Below are 14,064 nucleotides of genomic sequence, written 5' to 3'. Positions count from 1 at the left end.
TCAGGCCTCCAGCGACGCGCCGCCGCAGACCTGGATGTCCTGGCCGGTGATGGCGGCTGCAGCGGGCGACAGCAGGAAGGCCACCAGCGCGGCGACCTCCTGCGGCTCGATCAGCCGGCCCAGCGGCGGCAGGCGTGGCTGCACCGTCTGGCGCGCAGGGTCCTGCAGCATCTGCGTGGCCGTCGCCGCGGGCGACACCACATTGACTGTCACGCCCGCGGGCGCCACTTCCGCGGCCCAGCTGCGCGCCAGCGACACCAGCGCCGCCTTGGTCGCAGCGTACTGGCTGCGGCCGGCGATGCCGCGTGCCACGCGGCTGCCCACCAGCACCATGCGGCCGCCGCGCGCACGCGCCATCTCCGGCAGGAAGCGGTTGGCCAGGCGGGTCGCGGCGTCCACATGCAGCCGCCACATCTGCTCGCCGGCGGCGCCGTCCAGCCCGCCCAGGCGCGCGACACGCAGCACGCCGGCTGCGTGCACCAGGGCCTGCACGCCATGCTCGGCATCGGCAACGGCCTCGCAACGCGCCGCATCACACAGGTCCACCGTCACTGCCCGGAAGCCGGCCGCCTCGATGCTTGCGGGCGCCTTGTCCAGGCCGGTCACCTGCCAGCCGTCCGCCAGCAGGGCCTGGCTGACAGCCAGGCCTATGCCCGAACTGCTGCCGGTGACGATGGCGCGCCGTGCCTCACTCGACACGGATCTGGCCTTCGGTGATGACTTTTTGCGACTTGGCCATGTCAGCCTCCTGGAAGCGGGCGAAGTCCTCCGCGGAGCCAGGCGCGAACAGCAGGCCTTGCTGGGTGAAACGCTCGCGCAGTTCGCCGGCCAGGGCCTTGTTCACCTCAGCGTTCAGGCGACGCACGATGTCTTGCGGGGCCTTGGCCGGCGCCCACAGGCCATACCAACTGTAGAACTCATAGCCCGGCAGGCTCTCGGCCACCGTCGCCACCTCGGGCAGGTTGGGCGTGCGCTTGTCGGAGGTCACGGCCACCACTTTGAGCATGCCCGAGCGGTGGTATTGCAAGGAGCCCAGGATGGGGTCGATGAAGCCGGCGATCTGGCCGCCGATCAGGTCCTGGAAGGCAGGCGCCGTGCCCTTGTACGGCACGACCGTGTACTCGATGCCGGCCGAGCGCTTGAGAAGCTCGGTTGCCAGGTGGCCGGCCGATCCGACCGAACCGACGGCGAAGGTCATCTTGCCGGGGTTGGCCTTGGCATAGGCCTGCAGCGATTTGATGTCCGTGACCGGCAGGTCCTTGTTGATTGCCACCGACAGCGGCGCCTTGGCCACCAGCGCAATGGGAGAAAAGTCGCGCACCACTGCATATGGCACGGACTTCATGGTCATGGGCGCCGTCACGAAGGTCGACGCGTTGAACAGCAGGGTGTAGCCGTCGGCCGGCGCCTTGGCCACCTGGTCGGCGCCGATGATGCCGTTGCCGCCGGGCTTGTTCTCGATCACGAAGGGCTGGCCGGTCTGCTCGGCCAGCTTTTGCGCCACAGCGCGGCCCAGGGTGTCGAGCGTGCCGCCCGGCGGGAAGGGGATGATGACGCGCACCGGGCGCGAGGGATAGGTCTGGGCCGAGGCGGCCAGCGCGCACAGGCCGAACGCGGCCGCGGCGAGCAAGGGGATGATCTTCATGGCTTGTCTCCTGTTGGAATGCGCGCATCTTGGGTCGACCTCACCATCAGGTCAAATCATGTTTTTTGATGCGTCTATCATTTGCACAGATAGCCAACCGCCATGGACCACCGCCAGATTCAATACTTCGTCTCCCTCTACGAAGAGGGATCGGTCACCCGCGCGGCCAGCCGCCTGAACATCGTGCAGCCGGCGTTGAGCATGCAGATCGCGCGGCTGGAAGAAGAACTGGGCCGCCAGCTGTTCGTGCGCAGCAACCGCGGCATGGTGCCCACTGCGCATGCGACACAGATGTACACGCTGTTCCTGCCGGTGCTGGCGGACTTCGAGCGGGCGCGCGCGCAGCTGCTGGACACCAGCAGCGAACTGACCGGCCATGCGCGCATCGGCCTGCCGGCCAGCATCGCCCAGGACATCCTGGCCCACGCGCTGGCCGAGTTCTCGGCCTTGCACCCGCAGGTGACCGTCTCGGTCACCGAGGCCTATACCGATGCCCTGGTCCAGGGCGTGGCCAGCGGTCAGCTCGACGCCGCCATCGTCAACCGGCCGCGCCGCCTGGCGCTGGATGCGCAGCCGGTTCTGGACGAGGACTTCGTGCTGGCCACCGGCAGCAAACACCGGCTCTTGCCGGCCAAAGTACCGCTGCGCGACGCGGCCAAGCTGCGCCTGGTGCTGCCGACACGCCAGCACGGCCTGCGCGCCATGCTCGAGGGTTTCGCCGACGCCGCTGGCGTGCAGTTGGCCTGCACGCTGGAGGTGGATTCGATGAGCGCCATCGTCCACACGGTGGAGCACGGCGAGTTCGCCACCATCCTGCCGCGCACAGCCCTGCGCAGCAAGCTGGCCGATGGCAGCCTGCTGGGCCACCAGGTGGTGCGGCCGGTGCTGGTGCGCCGGCTCATCTGCGTGTCCCATCCGCGCCGGCCCATCCCGCCGCCCGCGGCCGCATTGCTGGAGGTGCTGGTGCGCAGCATCCGTGCGCGCGATGACAGCGGCCCGGCAAGCAGCACTGCGAAACGCCGGTCCCGGCGCTGAACGGCGCGCCGGTGTAGCCTTCGCGCCATGGACTCCCTGATCACCGCCAGCGCGCGGGCGCTGGCCGCCGGCGACGCGCTGGGTGCGCTCAAGCGGGTGGCCCTGCGCGACGACCCGCCGGCGCTGGCCATGCGCGGCATCGCGATGGCCCAGCTGGGCGAACACCCGCGCGCACGCGAGCTGCTGCGGCGCGCGGCACGCGACTTCGGCGCGCACGAGGCGCTGGCACGCGCGCGCTGCGTGGTGGCCGAGGCCGAGGTGGCGCTGGCCATGCGCGACCTGGGCGGCTCGCCGCGCGCGCTGCTGGCCGCCGGCGCAACCCTGGAGGCCCATGCCGACCGCGCCAATGCCATGCAGGCACGGCTGATCGCGGCACGCAAGCTCTTGCTGCTGGGCCGGCTGGGCGAGGCGGCCGATGCGCTGGCACAAGTCGACGCGCAAGGGCTGCCGCCCGCGCTGGCGGCAGTGGCCCAGTTGGCTCACGCGGAACTGGCCCTGCGTTCGCTGCGCATCGCAGCGGCACGGGAGGCCTTGGCCCTGGCCTACGCAGCGGCAGAGCGTGCCGGCGTGCCCGCCTTGCTGGCCGAGGTGGCCGAGGCCGCCGCCGCGCTGGAGCGCCCGGCGGCGCGCCTGGTCTCGGACGGCAGCGAGCAGACGCTGCGGCTCGACGAAGTGGCGGCGCATCTGGCATCGGACGCGCTGGTGGTCGACGCCTGCCGGCGCGGCCTGGGCACGGGCTCCCTGTGGCAACCACTGGCCAGCAGGCCCGTGCTGTTCACGCTGGCACGCTCACTGGCACAGGCATGGCCCGGCGACGCCGAGCGCGAGAGCCTGATCGCCGACGCCTTTCGCACCCGCCATCCCGACGAGACGCACCGGGCGCGGCTGCGGGTGGAGATCGGCCGGCTGCGCGCGCTGATCAAGCCCTTGGCCGCCATCGAGGCCACGCAGCGCGGCTTCACGCTGCGGCCGGCGCAAGGGCGCGCACTCGTCCTGCTGGCGCCACCCATCACCGGCGACCAGGGCGCGCTGCTGGCCCTGCTGTCCGATGGTGCGGCCTGGTCGACCTCGGCCCTGGCACTGGCACTGGACGCCAGCCAGCGCACGGTGCAGCGCGCGCTGGCCGAACTGCAGGCCGAGGGACGGGCACGCGCCATCGGCCAGGCGCGCTCGCGCCGCTGGCTCGCGCCACCGCTGGCCGGATTCACGACGATCTTGTTACTCCCCACTGCGCTGCCGATTCAATAGAGTTCTTCCCATGGCGCCGCTTCCAGGCGCAAAAGGAGTTGCGATGAGCACAGCAAGCCAGGACAAGATCAAGGCCCGCCCCGCCGAGATCGTGCGCGAGTACGGCCCCTTCCCCGGCGTGGAAAAGGTCAACGGCGTCACCCATGACGGGCGCAACGTCTGGTTCTCCAGCGGCCCCAACCTGCTGGCCTTCGATCCCGCCAGCGGCGAGGCCACACGCACCCTGGCCCAGGTAGGCGACGCCGGCACGGCCTTCGACGGCAAGCACCTGTACCAGATCGCCGAGTCCCGCATCGACAAGATCGATCCGGCCACCGGCGCCGTGCTCGCCTCCATCCCGGCGCCGGGCAAGGGCGGCGACTCGGGCCTGACCTGGGCCGAGGGCAGCCTCTGGGTGGGCCAGTACCGCGACCGCAAGATCCACCAGATCGACCCGGCCACCGGCGCGGTGCTGCGCACCATCGAGACCAACCGCTTCGTCACCGGCGTGACCTGGGTCGACGGCCAGCTGTGGCACGGCACCTGGGAGGGCGACGAGAGCGAGCTGCGCCGCATCGACCCGGCCAGCGGCACCGTGCTGGAGCGGCTGGAGATGCCGGCCGGCACCGGCGTCAGCGGCCTCGAGTCCGATGGGGCCGGCCTGTTCTATTGCGGCGGCGGCACCAGCGGCAAGGTGCGCGCCGTGCGGCGGCCCAAAGCCTAGCCCCTTCCCTGCAGACGTTTCCCCCGCGCGCCCGCCACCACGGCGGCTGGATGGGTGCGCCCCATGCAACCCCAACGGCCTGCACGGCCAGACAAAGGAGCCTCCATGACCACCGCCACCACCGAAGACACCACCCTCAAGCACGCCGTCGTGACGCCGGACCAATGGCTGGCCCGGCGCACCGCGCTGCTGGCGCGCGAGAAGCAACTGACGCAGCTGCGCGACCAGATCGCCGGCGAGCGCCGCGCCCTGCCCTGGCTGCACATCGAGAAGGACTACGCCTTCGACACACCCGCAGGCCGCCGTTCGCTGGCCGATCTGTTCGAAGGCCGCAGCCAGCTGCTGGTGCAGCACTTCATGCTGGGCCCGGGCTGGGCCCAGGGCTGCCCGAGCTGCTCTTTCATGGCCGACCACAGCGATGCGATGGCGCTGCACCTGGCGCACCGCGACGTCACGCTGCTGGCCATCTCGCGCGCGCCGCTGGCCGAGATCGAGCGCTTCCGCCAGCGCATGGGCTGGCAGTTCCCCTGGGCCTCGTCACACGGCAGCAGCTTCAACCACGACTTCAAGGTCTCGTTCACGCGCGAGCAACTGGCTGCCGGCGAGGCTTACTACAACTACGCCATGCGGCCCATAGGTTCCGAGGAGCTGCCCGGCATCAGCGCGTTCTACAAGGACGATGCGGGCCGCATCTTCCTGACCTATTCCACCTACGGGCGCGGCGTGGAAGTGATGATGGGCACCTACAACATGCTGGACCTGGTGGCCAAGGGGCGCGACGAGCGCGACGTGGACTACAAGATGGAATGGGTGCGCCACCACGACCGCTACGAGGCCGCGCCTGCCCCTACCGCCGCCACCTGCTGCGCGGCCAAGGCCTGAGGGCAGGCTGGAAGAAAGCGCGCGCCATGGACACGCTGTGGCCCTGGCTGGCGGTGGTGGGACTGGGCGCCTTGCACGGGCTCAACCCCGCCAGCGGCTGGATGCTGGCCGCTGCCTGGGGCCTGCGCGCGCACGACCCGATGCAAGCGCTGCGGGCCTTGTGGCCGATCGCCGCAGGCCACACTGCATCGATCGCGCTGGTGGGCATTGCGGTGGTGCTCGGGCTGGCGCTGGACCGGGTGGTGCTGCAGGCCGCGGCCGCCACGCTGTTCGCCATCGCCGTGCTGGTCCACCTGTGGGGCCGCACGCCGCTGGCGGCACGCGCGCCGGCGGGGCACGCCGGCCTGGCCCTGTGGTCCTTCTTCGCGTCGACCGCGCATGGCGCGGGCCTGATGCTGGTGCCAGCCCTGTTGCCGCTGTGCATGCAGGACGCGCCGGCGGGCCTGGCCGGTGCGTCGCCCTTGCTGCTGGCGCTGGCGGCCATCGCCGTGCACACCGCGGCCATGCTGGCCGTCACCGGCCTGATGGCCACCGGGGTCTGCCGCGGCCTGGACGCGGCGGTCCGCCGCTACCGGCGGGTCTTGGGCTGCTGAGGCGCGGGATCGCCGCGGCCATGCCGCGCCTTCATCCGCTGCACCTGGTCCAGCTGCAGGCGGAAGTCGTCGAGCACGGCGCGCTCTTTCGCGTCCAGCCGCTCCAGCTTGACGTGGTCCAGCAGCACCTGCAGGGCCTCGCCCATGCGGCCGAGCTGGCGGCCGTAACTGCCGACTTCATCGAGGATGCGCTGCTCCAGGTCGGGGTCGGCACTCTTGCCCAGGTTGATGTTGACCAGGCCGAACTGGCTGCCTTCCGAACGGAAGGCCCAGTTCCATGGATTGATTGCCTGGATGACATCGCCGGACAAGGGCAGTTTGAAATCTGGCATGGCGTCCTCCCGTGGTTGCGGAAGAACCCATTCTGCAAGCTAGCCGGCCTGCTGTCCCGCCACTTTCGCGCGCAAGCGCTCCTCCTGCTCGCGCAGCTCGGGCGTGAAGGCCTCGCCGAAATCCTCGGCCTCGAAGACCTGGCGGATCTCGATCTCGGATTCCCCCGGCATGGGGTTGGGGCAGCGCTTGAGCCAGTCGACGGCCTCCTGCAGCGAGGCGCATTTCCACATCCAGAAGCCGGCGACCAGCTCCTTGGTCTCGGCAAACGGGCCGTCGATCACCTTGCGGTCCTTGCCGGCAAAGCGCACACGCGCGCCTTTGGAACTGGGGTGCAGGCCCTCGCCGGCCTGCATGATGCCGGCGTTGACCAGCTCCTCGTTGTACTTGCCCATCCCGGCGAACAGCTGCTCGCTGGGCATCACGCCGGCTTCGCTGTCGGCGGTGGCCTTGACCAGAACCATGAATTTCATTGCTCTCTCCTGAGGTTGCTTGGGTGCGCAACAGCTGCGCTCCTCCTGCACGACGAACGGGGCGGCGCGTTCTCGACATGCGCCAGCCCGGACGGAGCCGAAATTCGAACGCGGTGACGGGCCGGCGTCAACCTCAACGGGTTGTCGCAGTGGATTCTGAGGGCCAAACTGGCCCCTAGCCCCCGGCGAATGGACCTCGTTTGCTATTTATTTTGTAGCGCGCGCAGACCCAGCCTGCGCCCCTTGGCTTCCGCAGAAGCCAGTTCCTTGGCCGTCAGAAAGTACTCCCGGTTGTCGAGCAAGCGCTCGACCGCCAGGTCGATGAAGGCGCGCACGCGGGCCGGCTGCGCGGTGCGGCTGCCGTAGTAGATGTAGACGCCGACGTGGTCGGCGACGTGGGCCGTCAGCAGCGGCACCAGGCGCCCCGCGCGGATATGGGCGGCGGCGGTGACGCCCGTGAGCATGCCGATGACGTGGCCGGCCAGCACGGCTTCGATCTCCAGCTGCTCCTCGTTGGTCGACAGCGCCGGCGCCACCTCGTGGTCCACCACCGCATCGCCCTCCTTGAGATGCCAGGGCAGCACCCTGCCCGTGGCCGGATGGCGAAAGACGCTGCAGCGGTGCGCGGCCAGCGCTGCCAGCTGGTCGGGCGCGCCATGGCGGGCGATATAAGCCGGTGCGGCGCAGACGATCAGCTGCAGGCTGAACAGGCGCCGCGCCACCACGCCTTCCTCGGCGGAGCGGCCCACCCGGAAGCCGACATCGACACGGTCTTCCACCCAGTTGCCGATGCGGTCGTCCAGCTGCACATCCGGCTGCACCTCGGGATAACGGCGGCTGAACTCGTCGAGCACCGGCCACAGCACAGGCAGGAAGGTCGAGCGCGGGCCGACGATGCGCAGCGGGCCGGCGATCTCGTCCTTGGCATGGCGCGCCATCTGCAGCGCGCGCTGCAGGCCCGCCAGCGAAGGCTGGGCAGCCTCCAGAAAGCGCCGGCCTTCATCGGTGAGCGACATGTTGCGCGTGGTCCGGTGAAAGAGGCGCACGCCCAGGTGCAGCTCCAGCTGCGCCAGCGCCTGGCTGGCGGCTTGCGGCGAGATGCCCTGGACCACGGCGGCCCGGCGCAGGCTGCCCAGCTCGGCCGTTTTCACAAAGGTCGCAATCGAGCGGATCTCGTTGATGGGCATGACCGCATTATCAAGCGCAGCTTGCCAATCCTTCAAGGTTCAAGCGGCTAGTTCAATGCCAATCCCGCGCCTACAGTCCGAGCTTGCTATGCATGAAAGGATCCGGCGATGAAGGCTCTTGCCGCCACCGTGATGTCGCTCTCGCTGGCCACTTCGGGCCTGGCGCAGACCGAGCAGCCGCTCAAGATCACCCGCAACGGCGCCCAGCCTTCCAGCAAGGGGCCGGCCGAGAACTTCAGCGGCGCGGTGCGCGTCGATTCGCTGTTTCGCGCCGACGAGCCTGCACGCGTGAGCGGCGGCCACGTGACTTTCGAGCCTGGCGCCCACACGGCCTGGCACACGCATCCGCTGGGACAGACGCTGATCGTCACCAGCGGGGTCGGCCTGGTGCAGCGCTGGGGCGGGCCGGTGCAGGAGATCCGTCCCGGCGACATCGTCTGGATTCCGCCGGGCGAGAAGCACTGGCACGGCGGCACGCCCACCACCGGCATGAGCCACTACGCGATTTCCGAACAGCTCCATGGCAAGTCGGTCGACTGGCTGGAAAAGCTCAACCCTTCGCAATACGGAGCAGCACGATGATGAAAAAATGGATGGCAGGCTGGCTGGCGGCAAGCGCTCTCTCGGCCATGGCACAAGCGACGCCCGCGCAACAGACACCGGCGCAGCGCATGTTCGGCGACGTCAACCCCAAGCTCGCCGAACTCACCGACACCGTGCTGTTCGGCGACATCTGGGCCCGGCCCGGCCTGTCGCCGCGCGACCGCAGCCTGGTGACCGTCAGCGCCCTGATCGCGATGAACCGCCCCGACCAGCTGCGCTCGCACCTGCAGCGCGCGCGGGACAACGGCCTGAGCGAAGCCGAACTGGTCGAGGCCATCACCCACTTGGCCTTCTATGCGGGCTGGCCCAGCGGCGTGATGGCCAGCCAGGTGGCCAAGGAAGTCTTCCAGAAGAAGTAGCCGGCCACCATGCACATCCCGAAAGCACTTGCCGTGATTGGTACCGCCCTTGTTTGCGCGGCTTGCGCCGCACCGGCCGGTCCCGGCCCACAGGCGCCCCTGGCCATCCAGGAGCAGGGCAGCTTCGCCGTCGGCGGCAGCGTGCTCAGCCGGGCCGACGGCCAGAGCTTCCATGGCGACCACGCCTATGTGTTCTACCAGGTGCCCGTCGCCGCCCGCAAACTCCCGCTGGTGTTCTGGCATGGCGCGGGCCAGTCGTCGAAGACCTGGGAAACCACGCCGGACGGCCGCGAGGGTTTCCAGACCATCTTCCTGCGCCGCCAACACAGCGTCTATCTGATCGACCAGCCGCGCCGCGGCAAGGCCGGGCGCAGCACCGAGCCGCTGGCACTGGCGCCTGCGAGCGACGAGCAGGCTTCCTTCAATATCTTCCGCCTGGGCATCTGGCCGAATCTCTTCGCAGACGTGCAGTTCCCGCGCAGCCCCGAAGCACTGGACCAGTACTTCCGCCAGATGACCCCCAACACCGGCCCCTTCTCGGCGGCCGTGGCCTCCGATGCCGTGGCCGCGCTGTTCCGCAAGATCGGGCCCGGGGTGCTGGTCACCCATTCGCAGGGCGGCGGGCCCGGCTGGCTGGCTGCCACCAAGAGCCCCAACGTGCGGGCCATCGTTGCCTACGAGCCGGGCAGCGGTTTCATCTTCCCCCAGGGCGAGGTGCCGCCGCCCATGCCCAGCGCCGGCGACACGCTGGAAGCGCAGGGCGTGCCGCTGCAGCAGTTCATGGCGCTCACGCGGATCCCCATCACCATCGTCTACGGCGACAACATCCCGCAGCAGCCCATGGCCAACCCGGGGCAGGACCAATGGCGCACGCGCCTGGCCATGGCCAGGCTGTGGGCCCAGGCCGTCAACCGCCATGGCGGCAACGCCACCGTGGTCCACCTGCCTGAGCTGGGCATCCGCGGCAACACGCACTTCCCGTTCTCCGATCTCAACAACCTGGCCATCGCGGATCTGCTGTCCGGCTTCCTGGCGAAGAACGGCCTGGACGCACGGCCATGACATGCCCATCGGGCGAGTGGCCCGGCACTGACGAAGCGCCAGGACTGCGTCCTACAAGGTCTCTGCGCTCGCCACCCGATGCTCGCCCTCTCTCCCCGCCACTCCTTGATGCAAAGGCTGCAAGCCATGGACAGTCCCGACCCAATCACTCTTTCGCGTCGGGATGTCCTGATCGCGGGCACGGCCACCGCAGCCGTCGCCACCCTGCCGCTTGAAGCCGCCGCCCAGGCCGCAGCCCCGATGCCCGCGCCAGGCTCCGTGCCCAGCGCCAGCGTCACGCTGGAGGTCAACGGCAAGGCCCACACAATCAGTCTCGACACCCGCACCAGCTTGCTCGACACGCTGCGCGAGCATCTGCACCTGACCGGCACCAAGAAGGGCTGCGACCACGGCCAGTGCGGCGCCTGCACCGTGCTGCTGGACGGCGTGCGTATCAACTCCTGCCTGACGCTGGCGGTGATGCATTCGGGCGCCAAGGTCACCACCATCGAGGGCCTGGGTACACCGCGCAATCTGCACCCGATGCAGGCGGCCTTCGTCAAACATGACGGCTACCAGTGCGGCTACTGCACACCGGGCCAGATCTGCTCGGCGGTCGGTGCGCTCGACGAGATGCGCCGCGGCGTTCCCAGCCACGTCAGCGCGGACCTGAACGCCCGGCCGCTGCTGTCGGCCGAGGAGTTGCGCGAGCGCATGAGCGGCAACATCTGCCGCTGCGGCGCCTATTCCAACATCGTCGATGCGATCACCGAGGTCGGAGGGCTGCGCACATGAAACCCTTCAGCTACGAACGGGCCAGCACACCGGCCCAGGCCGCCGCCGCGGTGGCGCGCAATGCCAATGCCAAGTTCATCGCCGGCGGCACCAACCTGCTGGACCTGATGAAGCTGCAGATCGAGGCGCCCGCCCACCTGATCGACGTCAACGGCCTGGCCCTGGACAAGATCGAGGCCACGCCCGACGGAGGGCTGCGCATAGGCGCGCTCGTGCGCAACACCGCGCTGGCGTCCGACGAAAGAGTGCGGCGGGACTACGGCGTGCTGTCGCGCGCCCTGCTGGCCGGCGCTTCGGGCCAGCTGCGCAACCGGGCAACCACCGCCGGCAACCTGCTGCAGCGCACGCGCTGCCCCTACTTCTACGACACCGACCAGGCCTGCAACAAGCGCCGGCCGGGCAGCGGCTGCAGCGCCATCGGCGGTTTCAATCGCCAGCACGCGGTGATCGGCAGCAGCGATGCCTGCATCGCCACCCATCCCAGCGACATGGCGGTGGCCATGCGCGTGCTCGACGCCGGCGTGGAGACCGTGCGGCCCGACGGCCGCACCCGCGTCATTCCCATCGCCGACTTCCACCGCCTGCCCGGGACCACCCCGCACATCGAGACGGCGCTGGAACCTGGCGAGCTCATCACCTCGGTCACGCTGCCTCGGCCGTTGGGCGGCACCCATATCTACCGCAAGGTGCGCGACCGCGCGTCCTATGCCTTCGCCCTGGTGTCGGTGGCGGCCGTCGTGCAGCGCGACGGCACCGGCCGTATGGCCATGGGCGGCGTGGCCCACAAGCCCTGGCGCCATGCCGGGGCCGATGCCGCACTGCCGCAGGGCGCCAAGGCGGCGGCAGCGCAACTGTTCGCCGGCGCCCGCCCCACCCACGACAACGCCTTCAAGCTGCCGCTGGCCGAGCGCACGCTCGCCGCCGTGCTGGCCCAGGCCAGGAGCTGAGCGCATGAAGTTCGACACACCCGCCACCACCAACCCGATCGACCAGCTCAAGGTCATCGGCCGGCCCACCGACCGCATCGACGGCCCGCTCAAGACCTGCGGCACTGCTCCCTATGCCTACGAGCGGCACGACGTCGCGCCCGATGCCGCCTATGGCTATGTCATCGGTGCCGGCATCGCCAAGGGGCGCATCGCCAGCATGGATCTGAGCGCCGCCGAGGCTTCGCCCGGCGTGCTGGCCATCGTCACGGCCCGCAATGCCGGCGCGCTGGGCAAGGGCAACTTCAATACCGCCAAGCTGTTGGGCGGACCGGAGATCGACCACTACCACCAGGCCGTGGCCCTGGTCGTGGCCAAGACCTTCGAGCAGGCCCGCGCCGCAGCTGCCCTGGTGCGCATCGCCTACACCCGAGCGCCGGGCAGGTTCGACCTGGCGGCGCAAAAGGACAGCGCGCCGCTGGCCAAGCCTTCGGCCTTTGGCGGTCCGCCTGAAACCAGGGTGGGAGACTTCAGCGGCGCGTTCGCCGCGGCGCCGGTGCAGCTGGACGCCACCTACACCACGCCCGACCAGTCGCACGCGATGATGGAACCGCACGCCTCCACCGCGCAGTGGAAAGACGGCAAGCTCACGGTGTGGACCTCCAACCAGATGATCGCCTGGAGCGTGGGCGACCTGGCCAAGACCCTGGCCATTCCCAAGGAAAACATCCGCCTGGTCTCGCCCTTCATCGGCGGCGGATTCGGCGGCAAGCTGTTCCTGCGCGCCGACATCCTGCTGGCGGCATTGGGCGCGCGCGCCGCGCGCCAGCCTGTCAAGGTGGCGCTGCAGCGGCCGCTGATGATGAACAACACCACCCACCGGCCGGCCACCATCCAGCGCATCCGCCTTGGCGCTACGCGGGACGGCAAGCTCACCGCCATCGGCCATGAGGGCTGGTCCGGCAACCTGCCCGAGGGCTCGCCCGAGACAGCCGTGAACCAGACCCGATTGCTGTACGCCGGCCCCAACCGCATGACGGCCACGCGGCTGGCCGTGCTGGACCTGCCCGAGGGCAACGCCATGCGCGCGCCAGGCGAGGCGCCCGGCATGATGGCGCTGGAGATCGCGATGGACGAGATGGCCGAGAAATTGGGCATCGATCCCGTGCAGCTGCGCATCCTCAACGACACCCAGGTCGACCCGGAAAAGCCGGAGCGGCCGTTCTCCCAGCGGCGCCTGGTGGAATGCCTGCGCGCGGGCGCCGAGACCTTCGGCTGGAACCGCCGCAATGCCCGGCCAGGCCAGCTGCGCGACGGCCGCTGGCTGGTCGGCATGGGCGTGGCTGCGGCCTTCCGCAACAACCTGGTCATGAAGTCCGCCGCGCGCGTGCGGCTGGACAAGCATGGCGTGGTGACGGTGGAAACCGACATGACCGACATCGGCACCGGGACCTACACCATCATTGCGCAGACCGCCGCCGAGGTGATGGGCCTGCCGCTGGACAAGGTCTTCGTGCGCCTGGGCGACTCGGCCTTCCCGGTCTCGGCCGGCTCCGGCGGCCAGTGGGGCGCCAACAGCTCCACCGCCGGCGTGTACGCGGCCTGCATGAAGCTGCGCGGCGTGGTGGCCCAGGCTGCGGGCATCACCGCGCCCGACGCCGTCTTCGCCGACGGCATGGTGCGCGCCGGCGAACGCGCGCTGCCGCTGGCGCAAGTGGCGGGCGAGCAGGGTCTGTCCGCCGAGGACTTCATGGAGTACGGCGACCTGGACAAGAAGTACCAGCAGTCCACCTTCGGCGCGCATTTCGTCGAAGTGGGCGTGGACGCCGCCACGGGCGAGATCCGCGTGCGGCGCATGCTGGCGGTCTGCGCCGCCGGCCGCATCCTCAACCCCAAGGCAGCGCGCAGCCAGGTGATCGGCGCCATGACCATGGGCGTGGGCGCGGCCCTGATGGAGGAGCTGGCGCTGGACAAGCGCCAGGGCTTCTTCGCCAACCACGACCTGGCCGGCTACGAGGTGCCGGTGCACGCCGACATCCCGCACCAGCAGGTGATCTTCCTGGACGAGACCGATCCCCTGTCCTCGCCCATGAAGGCCAAGGGCGTGGGCGAGCTGGGCATTTGCGGCATCGGCGCCGCGGTGGCCAACGCGGTCTACAACGCCACCGGCGTGCGGGTGCGCGACTACCCCATCACTCTGGACAAACTGCTCGACAAGCTGCCGGCCGTCGCCTGAGCAGAGGC

Annotated in this window: 16 protein-coding genes; 11 read left to right on the top strand and 5 right to left on the bottom strand. The window is 69.9% G+C overall.

What is annotated here, in order from left to right; genetic code table 11:
* Together Q0632_RS20065 and Q0632_RS20060 are read right to left on the bottom strand one after the other, a co-directional pair.
* A complete protein-coding gene (locus Q0632_RS20065) occupies positions 1-699 on the bottom strand; it encodes an SDR family oxidoreductase (protein WP_298933535.1) in 699 nt (232 codons plus the stop codon).
* Positions 689-1,645 (bottom strand): tripartite tricarboxylate transporter substrate binding protein, encoded by a 957-nt coding sequence (locus Q0632_RS20060; protein WP_298933533.1) that lies wholly within the window; start codon positions 1,643-1,645, stop codon positions 689-691. The genes Q0632_RS20065 and Q0632_RS20060 overlap by 11 nt, the downstream gene beginning before the upstream one ends.
* 102 nt (positions 1,646-1,747) lie before the next feature.
* On the opposite strand from Q0632_RS20060, the gene Q0632_RS20055 reads away from it, so the two are divergent.
* The 5 genes from Q0632_RS20055 to Q0632_RS20035 all read left to right on the top strand — a co-directional run bounded on the left by Q0632_RS20055 (position 1,748) and on the right by Q0632_RS20035 (position 6,106).
* The gene (locus Q0632_RS20055; protein ID WP_298933530.1) at positions 1,748-2,680 is read left to right on the top strand and encodes a LysR family transcriptional regulator; all 933 of its coding nucleotides are present in this window, start codon (positions 1,748-1,750) and stop codon (positions 2,678-2,680) included.
* Between the two features lie 27 nt (positions 2,681-2,707).
* Positions 2,708-3,928 carry a helix-turn-helix domain-containing protein gene (locus Q0632_RS20050; protein WP_298933528.1) on the top strand — a complete coding sequence of 407 codons (1,221 nt, stop codon included), beginning with the start codon at positions 2,708-2,710 and terminating at the stop codon, positions 3,926-3,928.
* 43 nt (positions 3,929-3,971) lie between these two features.
* The gene (locus Q0632_RS20045; RefSeq protein ID WP_298933526.1) at positions 3,972-4,631 is read left to right on the top strand and encodes a PQQ-binding-like beta-propeller repeat protein; all 660 of its coding nucleotides are present in this window, start codon (positions 3,972-3,974) and stop codon (positions 4,629-4,631) included.
* Positions 4,632-4,736: 105 nt separating this feature from the next.
* On the top strand, positions 4,737-5,513 hold the full coding sequence (locus tag Q0632_RS20040; RefSeq protein WP_298933524.1) for a thioredoxin family protein: 777 nt from the start codon (positions 4,737-4,739) through the stop codon (positions 5,511-5,513).
* A gap of 26 nt (positions 5,514-5,539) precedes the next feature.
* A complete protein-coding gene (locus Q0632_RS20035) occupies positions 5,540-6,106 on the top strand; it encodes a hypothetical protein (RefSeq protein ID WP_298933523.1) in 567 nt (188 codons plus the stop codon).
* On the opposite strand, the gene Q0632_RS20030 is transcribed toward Q0632_RS20035, so the two are convergent.
* The 3 genes from Q0632_RS20030 to Q0632_RS20020 form a co-directional block, all read right to left on the bottom strand.
* Positions 6,082-6,438, bottom strand: coding sequence for a hypothetical protein (locus Q0632_RS20030; protein ID WP_298933522.1), 357 nt, complete (start codon positions 6,436-6,438; stop codon positions 6,082-6,084). The genes Q0632_RS20035 and Q0632_RS20030 overlap by 25 nt on opposite strands.
* A gap of 39 nt (positions 6,439-6,477) precedes the next feature.
* Positions 6,478-6,909 (bottom strand): YciI family protein, encoded by a 432-nt coding sequence (locus Q0632_RS20025; RefSeq protein WP_298933520.1) that lies wholly within the window; start codon positions 6,907-6,909, stop codon positions 6,478-6,480.
* 203 nt (positions 6,910-7,112) lie between these two features.
* Positions 7,113-8,096: a LysR family transcriptional regulator gene (locus tag Q0632_RS20020; protein WP_298933518.1), complete on the bottom strand. Its 984-nt coding sequence runs from the start codon at positions 8,094-8,096 to the stop codon at positions 7,113-7,115.
* Between the two features lie 108 nt (positions 8,097-8,204).
* Here Q0632_RS20020 and Q0632_RS20015 point away from each other — a divergent pair, with 108 nt between their 5' ends.
* From Q0632_RS20015 to paoC, 6 genes are all read left to right on the top strand, one after another.
* Positions 8,205-8,678, top strand: a complete 474-nt coding sequence (locus Q0632_RS20015) for a cupin domain-containing protein (RefSeq protein ID WP_298933515.1) — start codon at positions 8,205-8,207, stop codon at positions 8,676-8,678.
* Positions 8,675-9,058, top strand: a complete 384-nt coding sequence (locus Q0632_RS20010) for a carboxymuconolactone decarboxylase family protein (RefSeq protein ID WP_298933513.1) — start codon at positions 8,675-8,677, stop codon at positions 9,056-9,058. The genes Q0632_RS20015 and Q0632_RS20010 overlap by 4 nt, the downstream gene beginning before the upstream one ends.
* Before the next feature lie 9 nt (positions 9,059-9,067).
* Positions 9,068-10,120, top strand: coding sequence for an alpha/beta fold hydrolase (locus Q0632_RS20005; RefSeq protein ID WP_298933511.1), 1,053 nt, complete (start codon positions 9,068-9,070; stop codon positions 10,118-10,120).
* Positions 10,121-10,246: 126 nt separating this feature from the next.
* On the top strand, positions 10,247-10,894 hold the full coding sequence (gene paoA, locus Q0632_RS20000) for an aldehyde dehydrogenase iron-sulfur subunit PaoA (RefSeq protein ID WP_298933509.1): 648 nt from the start codon (positions 10,247-10,249) through the stop codon (positions 10,892-10,894).
* Positions 10,891-11,841, top strand: coding sequence for a xanthine dehydrogenase family protein subunit M (locus Q0632_RS19995; protein WP_298933508.1), 951 nt, complete (start codon positions 10,891-10,893; stop codon positions 11,839-11,841). Before paoA ends, Q0632_RS19995 begins: the two co-directional genes overlap by 4 nt.
* Before the next feature lie 4 nt (positions 11,842-11,845).
* On the top strand, positions 11,846-14,056 hold the full coding sequence (gene paoC / locus Q0632_RS19990) for an aldehyde oxidoreductase molybdenum-binding subunit PaoC (RefSeq protein WP_298933506.1): 2,211 nt from the start codon (positions 11,846-11,848) through the stop codon (positions 14,054-14,056).
* Positions 14,057-14,064: the final 8 nt, after the last annotated feature.

The organism is uncultured Ramlibacter sp. (genome assembly GCF_936925435.1).
Taxonomy (GTDB): Bacteria; Pseudomonadota; Gammaproteobacteria; order Burkholderiales; family Burkholderiaceae_C; genus Ramlibacter.
This window is presented reverse-complemented; position numbering and strand designations above follow the sequence as displayed.

What these genes read in the sequence shown, in the direction of transcription:
- Q0632_RS20055 (WP_298933530.1), top strand. Translation starts at nt 1,748, where the DNA reads ATGGACCACCGCCAGATTCAATACTTCGTCTCCCTCTACGAAGAGGGA.
- paoA (WP_298933509.1), top strand. Translation starts at nt 10,247, where the DNA reads ATGGACAGTCCCGACCCAATCACTCTTTCGCGTCGGGATGTCCTGATC.
- Q0632_RS19995 (WP_298933508.1), top strand. Translation starts at nt 10,891, where the DNA reads ATGAAACCCTTCAGCTACGAACGGGCCAGCACACCGGCCCAGGCCGCC.
- Q0632_RS20040 (WP_298933524.1), top strand. Translation starts at nt 4,737, where the DNA reads ATGACCACCGCCACCACCGAAGACACCACCCTCAAGCACGCCGTCGTG.
- Q0632_RS20005 (WP_298933511.1), top strand. Translation starts at nt 9,068, where the DNA reads ATGCACATCCCGAAAGCACTTGCCGTGATTGGTACCGCCCTTGTTTGC.
- paoC (WP_298933506.1), top strand. Translation starts at nt 11,846, where the DNA reads ATGAAGTTCGACACACCCGCCACCACCAACCCGATCGACCAGCTCAAG.
- Q0632_RS20045 (WP_298933526.1), top strand. Translation starts at nt 3,972, where the DNA reads ATGAGCACAGCAAGCCAGGACAAGATCAAGGCCCGCCCCGCCGAGATC.
- Q0632_RS20035 (WP_298933523.1), top strand. Translation starts at nt 5,540, where the DNA reads ATGGACACGCTGTGGCCCTGGCTGGCGGTGGTGGGACTGGGCGCCTTG.
- Q0632_RS20015 (WP_298933515.1), top strand. Translation starts at nt 8,205, where the DNA reads ATGAAGGCTCTTGCCGCCACCGTGATGTCGCTCTCGCTGGCCACTTCG.
- Q0632_RS20025 (WP_298933520.1), bottom strand. Translation starts at nt 6,909, where the DNA reads ATGAAATTCATGGTTCTGGTCAAGGCCACCGCCGACAGCGAAGCCGGC.
- Q0632_RS20030 (WP_298933522.1), bottom strand. Translation starts at nt 6,438, where the DNA reads ATGCCAGATTTCAAACTGCCCTTGTCCGGCGATGTCATCCAGGCAATC.
- Q0632_RS20060 (WP_298933533.1), bottom strand. Translation starts at nt 1,645, where the DNA reads ATGAAGATCATCCCCTTGCTCGCCGCGGCCGCGTTCGGCCTGTGCGCG.
- Q0632_RS20020 (WP_298933518.1), bottom strand. Translation starts at nt 8,096, where the DNA reads ATGCCCATCAACGAGATCCGCTCGATTGCGACCTTTGTGAAAACGGCC.
- Q0632_RS20010 (WP_298933513.1), top strand. Translation starts at nt 8,675, where the DNA reads ATGATGAAAAAATGGATGGCAGGCTGGCTGGCGGCAAGCGCTCTCTCG.
- Q0632_RS20050 (WP_298933528.1), top strand. Translation starts at nt 2,708, where the DNA reads ATGGACTCCCTGATCACCGCCAGCGCGCGGGCGCTGGCCGCCGGCGAC.